The organism is Rhizobium sp. PL01 (assembly GCF_033447125.1).
Lineage (GTDB): Bacteria > Pseudomonadota > Alphaproteobacteria > Rhizobiales > Rhizobiaceae > Pararhizobium.
Map to the genome: position 1 here is coordinate 545,931 of NZ_JAWQUM010000001.1, position 14,793 is coordinate 560,723.

At 57.2% G+C, this 14,793-nt stretch carries 10 protein-coding genes and 2 pseudogenes; 6 read left to right on the forward strand and 6 right to left on the reverse strand.

From position 1 onward, the window contains the following. Positions 1–197 precede the first annotated feature (197 nt). Positions 198–1,109 (forward strand): hypothetical protein, encoded by a 912-nt coding sequence (locus R6X40_RS02560; RefSeq protein WP_318410690.1) that lies wholly within the window; start codon positions 198–200, stop codon positions 1,107–1,109. 567 nt (positions 1,110–1,676) lie between these two features. Further along, positions 1,677–1,787: pseudogene (locus R6X40_RS02565) on the forward strand (aldo/keto reductase); the annotation flags it as partial. A gap of 228 nt (positions 1,788–2,015) precedes the next feature. Here the strand turns inward: R6X40_RS02565 and R6X40_RS02570 are convergent. The 3 genes from R6X40_RS02570 to R6X40_RS02580 all read right to left on the reverse strand — a co-directional run bounded on the left by R6X40_RS02570 (position 2,016) and on the right by R6X40_RS02580 (position 6,367). After that, positions 2,016–2,495, reverse strand: a complete 480-nt coding sequence (locus tag R6X40_RS02570; protein ID WP_318410692.1) for a hypothetical protein — start codon at positions 2,493–2,495, stop codon at positions 2,016–2,018. 145 nt (positions 2,496–2,640) lie between these two features. Continuing rightward, positions 2,641–4,503, reverse strand: coding sequence for an AAA family ATPase (locus R6X40_RS02575; RefSeq protein ID WP_318410693.1), 1,863 nt, complete (start codon positions 4,501–4,503; stop codon positions 2,641–2,643). A 1,690-nt stretch (positions 4,504–6,193) separates the two neighbouring features. Continuing rightward, a complete protein-coding gene (locus R6X40_RS02580) occupies positions 6,194–6,367 on the reverse strand; it encodes a hypothetical protein (protein ID WP_318410695.1) in 174 nt (57 codons plus the stop codon). A 75-nt stretch (positions 6,368–6,442) separates the two neighbouring features. Between R6X40_RS02580 and R6X40_RS02585 the strand changes: the two genes are divergently transcribed. Continuing rightward, positions 6,443–6,838, forward strand: a complete 396-nt coding sequence (locus R6X40_RS02585) for a hypothetical protein (RefSeq protein ID WP_318410697.1) — start codon at positions 6,443–6,445, stop codon at positions 6,836–6,838. A gap of 442 nt (positions 6,839–7,280) precedes the next feature. After that, positions 7,281–7,541, forward strand: a pseudogene (locus tag R6X40_RS02590) (transposase); the annotation flags it as partial. A gap of 160 nt (positions 7,542–7,701) precedes the next feature. On the opposite strand, the gene R6X40_RS02595 reads toward R6X40_RS02590, so the two are convergent. From R6X40_RS02595 to R6X40_RS02605, 3 genes are all read right to left on the reverse strand, one after another. Then, positions 7,702–9,600, reverse strand: coding sequence for a potassium transporter Kup (locus tag R6X40_RS02595; protein WP_318410699.1), 1,899 nt, complete (start codon positions 9,598–9,600; stop codon positions 7,702–7,704). Positions 9,601–10,056: 456 nt separating this feature from the next. Beyond that, complete coding sequence (uxuA, locus tag R6X40_RS02600) at positions 10,057–11,244, reverse strand: mannonate dehydratase (protein ID WP_318410701.1); 1,188 nt, start codon at positions 11,242–11,244, stop codon at positions 10,057–10,059. Between the two features lie 37 nt (positions 11,245–11,281). Then, on the reverse strand, positions 11,282–12,004 hold the full coding sequence (locus tag R6X40_RS02605) for a GntR family transcriptional regulator (RefSeq protein WP_318410702.1): 723 nt from the start codon (positions 12,002–12,004) through the stop codon (positions 11,282–11,284). An 89-nt stretch (positions 12,005–12,093) separates the two neighbouring features. On the opposite strand from R6X40_RS02605, the gene uxaC reads away from it, so the two are divergent. Together uxaC and R6X40_RS02615 are read left to right on the forward strand one after the other, a co-directional pair. Further along, complete coding sequence (uxaC, locus tag R6X40_RS02610) at positions 12,094–13,494, forward strand: glucuronate isomerase (RefSeq protein ID WP_318410704.1); 1,401 nt, start codon at positions 12,094–12,096, stop codon at positions 13,492–13,494. A gap of 59 nt (positions 13,495–13,553) precedes the next feature. Then, positions 13,554–14,729: an ABC transporter substrate-binding protein gene (locus R6X40_RS02615; RefSeq protein WP_318410705.1), complete on the forward strand. Its 1,176-nt coding sequence runs from the start codon at positions 13,554–13,556 to the stop codon at positions 14,727–14,729. The last annotated feature ends 64 nt before the right edge of the window (positions 14,730–14,793 follow it).

Below are 14,793 nucleotides of genomic sequence, written 5' to 3' on the forward strand. Positions count from 1 at the left end.
GCTTTGGAGGTCAGCCGTCCCGCTCATCGTTAAGGCGAAAGGACCACCCTTGCATTAAATTCTATATAATGATGTATTAGTATTCTATTATATAAAAAGGGGCAAACATGCGCCGCCACGGAGCCATTCTTTTCAGCGCTTGGATGCTCGTTGCGTCTCACGGAGCGCACGCGGCCTGTGACGTTCGAGACTTCATCGTGAAAGATGAAGTTATGGCCGACGCAAGTGACGTTGTCCGACTTTCCGTACTTAGCGAGCTTCAGTCTTCTCTCGACAAAGCGGAAGATAAGTCGATCGACGGTTCTTTACTGATCCCAGGGTATTTGGATGGAAAATATAGCTCAGACCAGAGTAGTAAGATCATTTCTCGGCAATATAAACTTCTTAACCTTAGCCTTGATTCGGAGACGCGAAGGACAATAGTTGCTTCCAGACTCTCCGACAACTCGGCGAGAATGTATGAGACATGTATCGCAAACGACGGCGGCGTTGTCGTCAAGCTTCCTGCACATGCTCTGAGCTCAAGGGAGTTTTTCGTGTTGGTTCGATATCTACCGGGTGTCGACGGTAAAGAAGCGCCGCTAATAATTAATGGGCAGCCACAGATATTTTTTACAAATGGCGCGTTGCAGAAAGAATTTTCTATAGCCAGCCTTCCCGAGACCGTAGCTCCAAGTGGAGAGCTTCGTTTTCCGATTTCCAGAGATCCTGCTCAAACCTTTGAAGTGGCTGTTAACCTCGGCCGACGATCAGGATCAGCCTCATTGCCGCCTATTCAGACACGTCGGATCGAATTCCAACTGAGGAAGTCAGGCGTTGTCAGTGCCAGCGCTACGCGGCATCCGGGTCCCGGCACGCTTTTGAAACAGTTTTGCTTGGAGGCTACTCCTGACGAGGTCTTCTTTCCTGAAACCGCGCAGGTGATAGCAACACGCAGGGTTCCCCCAACTGACCTGAACGTCGCAAGCCTGCTTCCTGAACAGTCAAACGAAAAGCAAATTTGCGGTCAGGTTAAGGCGCAGATATACGACGATTTTACAGGTGGGTTTGTGGAGGCATACGTGTCGGTGATCGCCGCCAAGCTAGCAGAAACCTCTGCGCAACCTTAAGAAGATGCTAATCCGCGTTCGAAACGAACAAATTTATCGCTCTCCAAAAGGCGCCTGTTCCTCGGGATCTGTGAAATTGGCCTCGATGACAGAGTGAATGCGCGAAACCGTCTTTAGTCATCGACCCACTCTGTCCGCTTAGAGACGAGTGTGGACATCGTTAATCGAGCGCCAGATGTCCACTTTCGAGCTGGCCGCACCAATAGCCGTCAGTTCGCTTCCGGCCACAATCCAATCATCTGTCGCGAATTAGTCCATAGCAGAGTTGCTGTCTTGAAGGGACTTTGCAATTCGGCTACGCCCGGACTCCTAGCACGGCCGTTCTGTTCCAACTTCCTTGGCACACTGTTCGGAGGTAGTCATATCAAGCAGGATTGGATAGGTTTGAAACTGCGGATTCCACATGGTCGCTCGAGTGTTCATTTGGAGACTGGCTAACGCAATACGCCAACTTCGCGCGCTGCTGGAGCCGCAGGTGTACCTAGCCTTTACCGTATTGACGGTCGAGCCGCATCGCATCTCATTGGAGGAGCTATCATGGAATAACGTCGGCTTGGGAAATCCGGTCTGAAGGTGAGCGAGTTTTCGTTCGGTTCCTGGGTCACGTTTGGCAAGCAGGTGGACGGGGGCGACGCTGTAAGCCTGATGGCGCATGGTCACGGGTGCGACGGGTGGGATCGGACAGGCAGTTTGCACCCACCTTGCACCCACCTTGCACAGACGGGCTATCGATTAATCCTGGCAGCCAGAAACCAAGAAAAGCTCTCTTCTTTGCCCGCGTCCCTCGACCATGGTGCCGGAGTAGGGCACACTTGGATATCCCTCGATATGGGTGACTTGGATTCCATTCGAGCGTCCCCAAGGGTATAGCGATTTTGTGTTTACGTTGACTGAAGACCGTTCGCGTCAATCCGATCTTGTCGACATGAACGGATCAGACCTAGGATCATAGAGAGCGATAGAATTGCCGACCACGATCCTAAACGCGAGCCCACTGTCGCGAAAGACAGGGTCAGCATCGGCTTCTGCAGCGTGTTCGGCACAGAGGGTTCCGTACCACATACCATTGCAGCAGAGGCGACCGCGGCGGCCACACTGCTCGCACACATGGAAGGACCGCGCTTCGGCGAGACCATATGCTTCATCGATGGACCGTTGGGCTTCCTGCGAAAGACCTGCCGTTCGAAAGGAGATCCTCAAAGCTCCCATTTTCTCTTTAACCTGAAGCACATGAAGCGTCCCTTTGCCGTCATTGAGCGCTTTGTGGGCCGCCGAAAAGAACTCGTGAATTATCTCCGCCCAACCATCTCCGCATTCAAAACCAAAAGGCAGATTTCGGAGAATTACGCTTGGAAATCGGCGCGCGAAATCCGCAACGTTGATCATATCATCCAACTCCTATCGGCTTTTGGGGAAACGCAATTCAAGCAGATACTGACCGTCCGGACGTAGGCCTGATCAGCGCCGCCATTTGCGGTTTGGAACCGCAGATCACTGACCAGGAAGCTTGCGGAAACCCAATGGAGAACGCTTACTGCTTTTCGATGCGCATCCGTCGATCGACAACCAGCTCCGCGGCCAATCGCATAAGACGAGTCTTTTCCTTTGCGAGCAATTCTTTCGCCGCACGATATTCACGTGCAAGGATTCCATCGACCTCAACACGAAGCTCCGGCATGGGTACGAAGGATTCGTCCACCCTTTTTGCGGGGAACTGATAACGCATCCATTTGCCAAGGCCGTAACTTCCGACAAGCCGGTACGCAAGTCTGGTCGCTTGATCCAGGTCGCTTCCTTCCACGCCGCCAGCACCAATGGACCTGGTGCCGAAGACAACTTCCTCAGCGGCCGCGCCGCCCAGCATCATGCGGATTTTTGCTAGAAGCTCCTTTTCCGTAGGTAGCGCAGTGTTGCGAATCTGATAGTGCATACGGCCACCATCTTGGACAATCGCGCCTTCGACCATATGCGACTCAACCCGAATGTCGATCACATCCGCAACGCCGGATGAGATCGCCATCAGAGCATGGCCGATCTCGTGCACACAAATTCGATGCACAACGTCCTCCGGTAGTGGCACCCTCGCCGGCAGCGATGCCTCAACGTCCTTGATGTTCAGCGTGGCTTTTCGGCCTCTGGCAAATCGCTTGGCCTTTCGCGCCAGCTTCTCAAGGTCTGCTGGAGTCGCGAGCCGCAATTTGTCGGTTACGGCGCGAAGCTCACGTGCCGAAATGTTTTGCTCCAGGTGGTAAGCAAGGATCTCTGCGCGCTCCTCCTCATCAGGTAAATCGAGATAGATGTGAGACTCGAGGCGCCCAGACCTGAGAACGGCAGGATCGATGAGATTTGGGTGATTGGTTGCTCCGACGAGAATTACACCTTCCTGCTCAAAAAGATGGGTGACGAGTTCTAGGAAACGATTGATGACGTTGCCTTCATAATAGGCGTGACCATCTCTCATGCGGCCTCGATCTCCCAACGAATCCAATTCGTCGATAAAGAGAACCGCCCCCTTGCGCGCAGAGGCTTCGGCAAAGGATTCGGTCATGGCCCGTAGCATCGTTCCGAGGTGCCCCTCGTTCTTTCCTTGCCAGTCGCCGACGCTTGTCGAAATGAGCTCGAATCCTAGCTCGGCTGCGAGCGCTGTCGCAAACAGGGTCTTCCCTGTGCCGGGTGGGCCGGCGAGAAGCAGACCTTTATCAACATTTGACCAAGCCAGTTTTCCCTCGCGCCAGTCCGCAACGTCCTGCTTCACATCAGCTACCCAAGGACGCGCGGCTCCATATCCTGGAAGGTCAGATAGTTTGGGCCCCTTAAGTTGCGTGCTCACTGGCTCTCGAAGTAGCGACGCGTCGAACCGAGACAACGAGTTCCTCGCCGCGAGGCCGATAACCACATCGGCGTTCTGCCGGGATATTTCATCGGCAACGTCGATATCTACATCATCAACGCCACAAACCCGACGAGCTGCTTTGACATGTCGCCCTGTTGGCGGGTTGATGGTGACAATCTCGTCGGCTGCGAGAACGAGAGAAGTTGGAAATGCCTCCAACGTGGGCGCGAGATAAATGGCCTGGTGTTCGGGTCTAACGATCGTAACGCCATCATTTGTGGACTTAGACTTGGACCATTTCGCGCTGACACCGAAAACCTGCGCCTGCTGCCGGAAATCATCATAGTTGTGGGAAGTGCGGCCGCCCGTGAGGAACAGTGTTGCCGCCGACTTTGCAGACCAGATCCACCCTTTGTCAACAATACAAAGGATTATGCCCTTCGCGTTCTTTTGAAACTGGACAGTCGGACGCAGCGCCCGCCGCAGCGCACAGGTCATCATGAATTTTCCAGGGTTCTTTCGGAGATCGGTAAATTCCGACTGAGCGATGGGTTGCTTCATTTTACCTTTCTCCAAGGTGGAGAGACCCTCGTTGCGCGGCTAGGCGAGCTCACAAGGTCGATCGAAAGATAGTTAATTGCAGTGGGGAGGTGGGAAAACATCAAACAGTAACCTCGCCTTCAATCCTGTACCAGCGAGACAAAGTTCGAACGTAAAAATTCTCTGAATAGCAGGCAGCCCAGAGCTGCGACGTAACGATATCGTCCCCGTCCGGGAGACGAGCATGACCGGTTACGATGCCTTTCAGGCATCTCATGGGCCGTTTCACGACTGCGGCGTTTCGAAGGAGCGGCGCGTTCAGAATTGACAAGAAGTCAAACGTGCCGTCGCGAACGGCGACAAGGTCAGCAGTGAGGCTTTCGAGATTTGTAATGTCGGCGAAAAATTTGTGTGGCTGTTGCATCCAGAATTCCTCTCAAGAAGTTCTCTGCGGGTCGCGTAAGCCGGCGCGGCTTTGGATCTCGCCATGTCTAACGATGTCCGTAAATGCGATCTCATCCGATTGGAATCAAAATGATCGCATGGTGATCAAAATGATCACAAACGCTGCTAATGTCAACAATCTTTGTGGGGCTTGAAACAGGCGGGGCGCTCCCATGAGTTCCGCCGCTACGTATCGTCTTCCTGCGAGGATCTGGCGATGAACAGTACGCGGAGATCGGGTAGGGCGGTCTTGGCCATTTGCGGTGGGTGAGGCATGGGGCGCTGTTACAAGGGGGCCGTGTCGCCATTATCGCTTTTGTCGATGCGATCGTGTGGTCACCAACTTGGCCGGGGTCCGCCGTCCCAGGCGATTCCACAATGGCATGCAATAACAATCAAACGTTGTGCAGGTCCGGCGGATGAATGCGGATAGAGGGGGCGATTTCGCCCCGGCGCGTTCGTCAATGGGGAACGACGCGACAGCAGCAGCAAGTCGGCTCAGGTGGTGGCGGTTCGGACGGCGAGGGGCAGACCTAAACCGGTGGAAAAACGGCGAATGTTCCGGGCTGAGCCGATGCACTCTCGAGCGCTGCCAGCGGCCGTACACCTCGTAGCGGGCGCTAAATGAATCCTTGCCTTCCGCCGTGCGCTCCTCTTCGTGGCGGCTGCGCAGTCAATCGCATCGGCCTCACGGGCGTTGCCGACCGGGAGCGAGATATATAGGCGATGAGATGGCAACAATCATGACATCAACGATTACAACGGATCGCACCAGATATGGCAACAGCCGACGCAGAAACAATGGTGCGCCTTGAACGCTCTCGGCCGCAGAGTCTGGCAAAAATGGCGAATTGAATCACGGTGTTGTGTCGCTCTTGAAAGCTAGTGACTACTCATGGATGGTCCCGTTCATACGCCTCATAACCGCTTGGTTGGGGGTTCGAGTCCCTCCGGGCCCACCATTTCGTCCATATACGTCCTATGCCGTACACAGGCGTCCAAAAATACCAATATAGCTGTAGCCCGACGCAAATTTTCGGAGTTTTGACACGCTAAATCGGGAAAACTGAAATTCCGATGGTATGTCAACATGGATTTTAAATATCTCAAACCCATGTTGAAGGCGCGATTCGCGACGGGATAGTAGTGGCGCGGCGGCAGCTTCTGGATCGGATGGCGTTCGCTTCTGGATTGAAAAAACTCCAAACGTAACCTGCCTAAAAAATATCCCATCGGGGCGCTTCATTTTTGGCGTATCGTGGCGTCGTTAGAGTGGTTGCACTCTGTTCAACGCCCTAGCGGCGGCAAGCAGCGAGGCATGCTCCGGCTGCCGCTCCGATCTATAGCGCGCAAAAAGTTGCGCCAGGACCGAGTTGAAATTGCTTTCATTTACGCGCGAAGCGCAGCCGGACGCACCTTGCGCGGCAATGATGGCAAGCATGGCGATGTCCTTTGATTGCGAGTAACGGATTTGAAAAGTGCGGAACCTACGCCGCCCACGCGCGTTCAGCCCCACATGAATATCGACTGGCAATATATTCAGAACAATTTTGACTGGTTGGGCCACATCGCGGAAGCTTTGTGCATAGCCGCTGTCGTTACAGCCCTCGGCCTTGTATTCTTCAAGCGCCGTACAGCCCTGATCATCGGACTAGCTTTTGCCTCTGGATATTTTCACGGCCGGGAGAAGCGTGACTTTGAAGTCTCAGTCCATATGCACCCACCACATCTCGAAGCCTACGAGATGTGGAAGTGGTCATGGGATCAGGCAACTGATTTTTGGCCGGTGGCGATCTTGATGTTTGCGCTTTTGTTGCTCGCTGTCAGATATAAAAGCGCATCGACATCAGATTTGAACGGCCATCCGCAACCGCCGCAAGAGAGGTTGGTAGGTCATAGAAATGCGCTTTGATGATGCTGTCGGAACAAATTGAGGTGCCGAGCGCGCTCACGTGATCAAAGTGTGCAATGCGTTCAATTGCTCGGTCTTGGATCGTTAAACCTAAAATGCGCTGCCAGAGTTGGGCCGCGATCGACTAGGTCTCGCCAATCGGCACGCGACATAAGGCCCATCCGATACTCGTTTATCAGAAAATTCTGATCTTCCCTCAACGTTGGTAGCTCCACCGATTGTGTCGACCCGTATATAAAGAAATTGAGCAGTTTTATCAAAACATGCTCCTCGCAATTATGCCGACCAACAGTTTTATTGGCGACACGCCGCATTCACCAGACAGTTTAGGGCGGAAAGCGGTATGGTCTTACCTAAGAGAAGGTCGTCGCTTATGATGACCTAAGCTCCTGAACTTCCTCCAGATTTTGGTAGAGTCCGTCACACTGAGGAGACGGACAGCATGAAGTATTCACCGTTCTCGAACGAACAGATCACCGGGATATTGAAAGAGCAGGAGCACGGCTTGAGGATGGCCGATGTCTGCCGCAAGCACGGAATATCCGAGGCGACCTTCTACAAATACCAGGCCAAGTTCGGCGGCATGGAGATCTCCGATGCTCGCAAGCTGAAAGCTTTGGAAGACGAGAACGCCAAGCTGAAGAAACTGCTGGCCGAGACCATGCTGGATAATGCCATTTTGAAAGACGTCGTTTCAAAAAAATGATGACGCCCGGCGGGAAGCGTCCCCGTAATCTCCCGCGTATTCCCGGCTTTTCCCCATCCGGTGACAGACATCAGGCGCGCGAATTCAGGTGTCTGAAACCCGGCATAGGCGAACCGCCCCAATTTTATCCGGCGCCCCGTAACATTTTTTCCAGAGGTCAGATTGCCACCTGCTCGCCGAGTTCCACGACGCGGTTTGCTGGGAGCTTGAAGTAAGCCGATGGATCGATCCCGAAGTCTGCCAGCGCGATATAGAGCCGTTCCTGCCAGACGGGCAGGTCCGTGTTCGGTGTGCTGATGAGGTTGCGCCGTCCGAGGTAGAACGAGGTTTGCATGATCTCGAACTTGAAACCCTTTTTCTTGCAGAGGACGAGGGCCTTGGCCACGTTCGGCTCGTCCATGAAGCCGAAGTGGATATCGACCCGCAGGAACCGCTCGGACAGCCGCGTGACCTCGACGCGCTCGCTGTCTGGGACGTGCGGCTTGTCCTGCGTCCAGATTGTCAGGACGACGTTCTGCTCGTGGAGAACGTGGTTGTGCTTGATATTGTGGAGAAGGACGGCGGGCGTCCTGTCTGGCACGCTTGTCAGGAACACGGCGGTGCCGGGAACAGTGACCGGAGCGTGATCCGATTGGCGCTCCACCGACTTGATGAACATGTCCAATGGCATGTCGTTCTTGGCCGTCTTCTCCCGCAGTGCGCGCGAGCCACGTGTCCAGGTCCACATCACTGCCATGATGGCGAGCGCTAGTGCGATGGGAACCCAGCCGCCATCGTGGATCTTGAGGAGGTTTGCTCCGAGGAAAACCGCTTCGAGAAGAAGAAGCGGCAGCAGGATGGCTGCTGCCTTGATGGTGGACCAGCCCCATATGGAGCGCAGGAACTGGAACGACATCAGCGAGGTTACGACCATCGCGCCCGTGACAGAGATACCGTATGCCGTCGCGAGCGACTCAGAGTTGCCGAACGCGAAGATCAAGACGATGACGCCGATGAAGAGGAGCATGTTCACGGCCGGAACGTAAATCTGTCCGGTGTTTGTTTCCGAGGTAAACTTGATGGCGAGCCTCGGAAGGAAACCGAGGTGGACGGCCTGACGGGCAAGAGAAAATGCCCCTGTGATGACCGCCTGGCTGGCGATGATGGTCGCCATGGTGGCGAGAATGACGACGGGCAGCAGCGCCCATTCAGGGTACATCAGGTAAAACGGGTTTTCGATGGCCTCCGGATGGGCCAGCACGAAGGCACCCTGGCCGAGGTAGTTCAGGGCGAGTGCCGGGAAGACCAGGATAAACCATGCCGTCTGGATCGGCTTGCGGCCGAAATGCCCGAGATCGGCGTAAAGGGCTTCGGCACCCGTTACCGTCAGGAAAACCGCGCCGAGGACGATAAGGCCGGTAAAGCCCGCATGGGTGATGAACCAGAGAGCGTTGACCGGGTTCAGGGCCTTCAGGATCGTCCAGTCATCGCCGATATGGATGAGGCCGCCCCACGCCATGACCAGAAACCAGACGACCGTGATCGGACCGAAGAACTTGGACACCGCAGCCGTGCCCTTGGATTGTACGAGGAACAGGCCGACCATGATCGCAGCCGACATCGGCAGGACGTAATTCGCGAACGCCGGTGTTACCAGTTTCAGGCCCTCCAGCGCCGACATGACCGAAAGGGCGGGCGTGATCATGGCGTCGCCGATGAACAGCGCCGCGCCGATGATGCCGGCGAAAAACAGGATCGGCGTGAAGCTGCCGGTTTTCTTCATCAGCAGCGCCAGCAGCGACAGCGTGCCACCTTCGCCGTCGTTGTCGGCGCGCAGCAGGAAGAGGACGTATTTGACGGTGACGATAATCGTCAGCGTCCAGATCATCAGCGAGATCAGTCCCAGCACCTCATTTTCGTGGACACCATCAGCCGAAAAAGGTCTCAGCGCCTCGCGGAAAGCGTAGAGGGGACTGGTGCCGATATCACCATAGACGACGCCGATCGAGCCGAGCAGCAGGACAAGGAACTTGCGGGTCTCGGACGTCTCGCCTGGTGATGCGGTATGCGATGTCATGCGATATTGGCCTTCCAGGCTTTTCAGGCCTTCTGGCCGTGTGTCCGCAATATGGTGCAATGCAGCGCTCCCGGCAAACCCCGGAATAGGTTTCTCAGCGAATTCACGGTTAACCTGGGGGCACACCGCAAAAGCGCGACAGCGCTCGAGTGCCTTGCAATCGAATACTCATGGCGGCGGTTCGCTTCCGATGTCAATATTTTGTACCGTCTGAGGCCGCTGCAGGGTAAAAACTGTTTGGGCGATGGGAATGTGATCCGCCCCAGGTTCTCCAATCTTTTTACCCTAGCTCGCCCGATGCTCGGCCACTTTTGATCACGATACGGAGTTCACTGGCTGGCCCCACCTGCAGGCCAGCATCGGAGCGCAGATATGGTTTTGCGATCCACTATCGCCTTGAGCAAAGTGCACCGTCGAAAATTCGAACAGGGTATGAGCGCACAATGTCCGTTTGGCTCAATTCGGTTTTGCATCGAGTGCGTGCAGGATGCCGCGCAGTTCGGCAAGACCGCGCAGGCGGCCGATGGAGGGGTAGCCGGGGGTGACGGTCTTGTTGAGATCGTCGAGCAGGCGGTGGCCGTGGTCGGAGCGGAAGACGATGGTGTTTTCGGGTGAGCGGCGGCGGTCCTCGGTGACGAGTTCTTTCAGCACCGCCACCATATCGACGTCGCCGTCGAGATGGGCGCTTTCGTGGAAACTGCGGCCGTCGCCTTCGCGGGTCGTGGCGCGCAGATGGGTGAAATGGATACGTGAGGCGAAACGGCGGGCAATCGCAGGCAGGTCGTTATCGGCGCGGACGCCAAGACTGCCGGTGCAAAAGCACATGCCGTTTGATTGTGACGGCACCGCGTCAAACAGGGCGGCGTAGTCGTCTGCGGTCGAGGCGATGCGTGGCAGGCCGAAAAGCGGGCGTGGCGGATCGTCCGGATGCAATGTCAGTTTGACGCCACGCGCTTCGGCGGCAGGGGTGACGGCCTCCAGGAATTCGATCAGATGCTGGCGAAACCGGCTCGCGTCAACGCCACTGTAGGCCGCGAGGCGTTCGCGAAAGCCAGGGACCGTCATCGGTTCGGTGGTGGAGCCGGGCAGGGCTGAGGTGATGATGCGGGTGATCTCGGCCATCTCTGCTTCGGGCATCTCATCGAAAACGGTTTTGGCCCGCAGGCGATCCTCGTCCGAATAGTCATTTTCGGCACCGGGCCGCTTGAGCACGAAAAGGTCGAAGGCGGCAAAACGCTCATGGTCGAAACGCATGGCGGTGGCGCCGGTCGCGGTGACGAAATCCAGCTCGGTGCGCGTCCAATCGACCACCGGCATGAAATTATAGCAGATGATCTTGATGCCGCAGGCGGCGACCGCTTCGAGACTGGCAATCCAGGCTTCGATCTCTGCCTTGGCTTTGCCGCCTGTGCGCTTGACGGCATCGGGGATGGGGATGCTTTCGACGACGGACCAGGTAAGCGGTGAGCGGCCGGCAGGCGTGGTTTCGATCAGTGCCTGACGCTCGCGAACCTCGCTCTCAGTCCAAGCGCGGCCAATCGGTATCTGGTGCAGCGCCGAAACGATATTGGTCGCCCCGGTCTGGCGCACGTCATCCAGCGTCACCGGCGCATCCGGCCCGAACCATCTCCATCCCTGACGCATACCTGTTACTTCCTCCGGCTTATTCAGTTGTTTTCGTTCAGCAAAAGTAATCGGGGTGCATGACGCGCAATTCGGCAACGTCGGGGATGACGGCGCTCAAATGGTGCATCATCGCGGCGCGGGCGCCTTCGATATCATGGGCGGCAATGGCATTGCGGATCGTCATGTGCTCTTCGATCACGCTCTCCATGCGTCCGAGCGCCGGCAGGGTCAGGCGCCGGGCGCGGTCGATCTGGATCTTGACGGTTTTCAGGATGGCCCAGATGCCGGGATAGCCGGCGATACCAGCGATCGTCTCGTGGAAGGCCTCGTCCTGCTCGTGGAACAGCGACATCTCGTTATGGGTAGCATGGACACGCTGGCGGGCGATGATGGCGTCGAGCTTGGCGATGTCGGCGGATGTCGCAATTGCGGTTGCCGATTCGACTGTTGTTCCTTCCAGCGACTTGCGGATTACCACCGCTTCGGGAATGGCCCCGACGGGAACCAGGGATACGAAGGTGCCGGACTGGGGGAAGATATCGACAAGCCCAGCCTCCGCCAGCCGCAGCAGCGCCTCGCGTACCGGCGTCCGGCTGACACCGAATTCCTCGGCGATCCTTTTCTCTTGCAAGGGCATGCCGGGCGGCATTTGCAGCGAGGTGATGGCCGAATGCAGTCTCTCATAAATCGCTGATCCAGCCGTAACACGCCGCAGCTTTGCAGTCGCCGGCTCGGGAAGGAGGGGCACGACGGCGTTGTTGCGGGGCGATGATGGCATGGGTTTCTCGAAGCGTTGACACTGTTGTGGATACTAGTATATCAGTTTCTCCACGTTGCCAAGACGTGAAGCGGGAGGAGCGACAAGGAATGGCATTGCACCCCGACAGGCTGTTTCCTGCCGATCCCGGAACACGGGCGATCGCAAGGCAGCTTTACGAGACCGTAGCCGGACTGCCGATCGTATCGCCGCATGGCCATACGGATCCGTCCTGGTATGCGGAAGACAAGCCGTTTCCGGACCCCGCAGCGCTGTTCATTACCCCGGACCACTATGCAACGCGCATGCTCTATTCGCAGGGTGTGCGGCTGGAGGATCTGGGCGTCGCCCGGCGCGACGGTGCACCGGTCGAGGCGGACCCGCGAAAAATATGGCGGCTGTTTGCTGAGCACTTCCATCTGTTTGCCGGCACACCGACGCGGCTCTGGTTCGAGCATTCGATGGAGACCGTGTTCGGGATCACGGAGCGCCTGTCGCCAAAGACGACAGACGCCCTGTTCGACCGGATCGCGGCGGCAATCCCAACGCCGGAGATGCGGCCGCGTGCCCTGTTTGACCGTTTCGGCATTGAAGTGATTGCCACCACGGACAGCGCGCTTGACGACCTTGCGCATCACGATGCGGTGCGTAAATCGGGATGGCATGGGCGCGTGGTGCCGACGTACCGGCCAGATTCAGTGGTCGATCCGCAAGCGCTTGGATTTGCCGGAAACCTTGAGCGGTTCTTCGCCATGACTGGTGAAACAGCGACCTGGACCGGTTATCTCAATGCGCATCGGGCGCGGCGTGCCTTCTTCAAAGAGCGCGGCGCAACAGCGACGGACCATGGCCATGCGAGCGCCCGGACCGAAAACCTTTCGACCGGCGATGCGGCGGCGCTCTTCACCAAAGTGCTTGCGGGCACGGCGGATGCGGCAGAGGCGGATGCCTTCCGCGGCCAGATGCTGACGGAAATGGCGCGGATGAGCAGGGATGACGGGCTGGTCATGCAGATCCATCCGGGCTCCTATCGCAATCACAATCCCTCGCTGTTTACGGATTTCGGTCCTGACAAGGGGGCGGATATTCCGAAATCGACCGGTTACGTCCAGGCATTGAAGCCACTGCTCGACGCTGTTGGCAATGATCCGGCATTGACGGTGATCCTTTTCACGCTCGATGAAACCGCCTATTCGCGCGAACTGGCGCCACTCGCCGGCCATTATCCGGCCCTGAAGCTTGGACCTGCCTGGTGGTTCTTTGACAGTCCGGAGGGCATGCGCCGCTACCGCGAGACGACAACGGAAACCGCCGGGTTCTACAACACGGTTGGCTTCAACGACGACACCCGCGCCTATCTGTCGATCCCGGCCCGCCACGACATGGCGCGGCGGGTGGATTGCGCCTATCTGGCGCGGCTCGTGGCCGACCACCGCCTCGACGAGGAAGAGGCGTTCGGTCTGGCACATGAACTCGCCTACGGGCTGGCGAAAAAGGCTTACCGACTGTGACCATCTGGCAGACGGGCGGCTGAGGAGGCGCCCGCTGCACAACAAGGGAGGAGAAAGACATGAACGTTACACGCAGGACTTTCGTCGGCGGAGTTGCCGGCCTGACCGGTCTGGGACTTTTGCCCGGCCGCCTTTTTGCTCAGCTCAAGGCGCCGGCAAGCCCCGTGACCATCACCGTGGTGGATGTTGCCGGTAACCTTGCCCTGACGCAGGGCATGCTCGAGGCCTATGCGGCGGCAAAGCCGGAATGGGTATCAAGCTTCGCCTTTACCAAGGCGCCGGCACCGGAACTTCCTGCCAAGATCAAGGCGCAGCAGGCTGCCGGCAAGGTGGATATCGATCTCGTTCTGACCGGAACCGACGTGCTGGCCGCCGGTCTCGACCAAGGCCTCTGGATCGATCTTGCTGCACACAAAGGCGACCTGCCCAATCTCGAAAGCATCCTTCTGCCGCAGGCGTTCAAGATGCAGGCGCTCGCCAAGGAGCAGGGTGTCGTCGTTACCTATTATCCATCCGGCCCGCTGATCGAATATATCCCGGAGCGCGTTGCGACACCGCCGAAGACGGCGGCGGAACTGCTGGAATGGGCGAAGGCCAATCCGAAAAAGTTCATGTATGCCCGTCCGGCCAATTCCGGTCCCGGCCGGACATTCCTGATGGGGCTTCCCTACATTCTCGGCGACAGCGATCCGCGCGATCCGGTCAAGGGATGGGCGAAGACATGGGAATACCTCAAGGCTCTGGGCGAGCACATCGAGTATTATGGCACCGGCACGACGCAGGTGATGAAGGAACTCGGCGAAGGTACCCGCGACATCGTCGTTTCGACGACGGGCTGGGATATCAATCCGCGTGCGCTCGGCATTGTTCCGGCCGAAGCCAAGGTCGGCAAGCTCGAAGGCTTCCATTGGGTGACGGACGCGCATTATGCGGTCATTCCGAAGGGCGTCTCGGACGAGAAAGTCACTGTTCTGCTCGATATCATCAACTTCATGCTGCAGCCGCAACAGCAGGCCATCGCCTACGACCAGGGCTATTTCTACCCGGGCCCGGCGGTAAAGGACGTGACGATCGACATGGCGCCGCAGGAAAGCCAGGACGCCATCAAGGAGTTCGGCCGTCCGGAATACGCGGACTGGATTGCCAACAATCCGCTCGAAGTGCCACTGGAGCCGGCCCGGATCGTCGAGGCCTTCCGTATCTGGGACGAGCAGGTCGGCGCATCCAAGGGCTGAGCCTGACACGACCTGAAACGGCGGCGGTATCGCCGCCGTTTCACACCGCTTATCGACGTGGAGG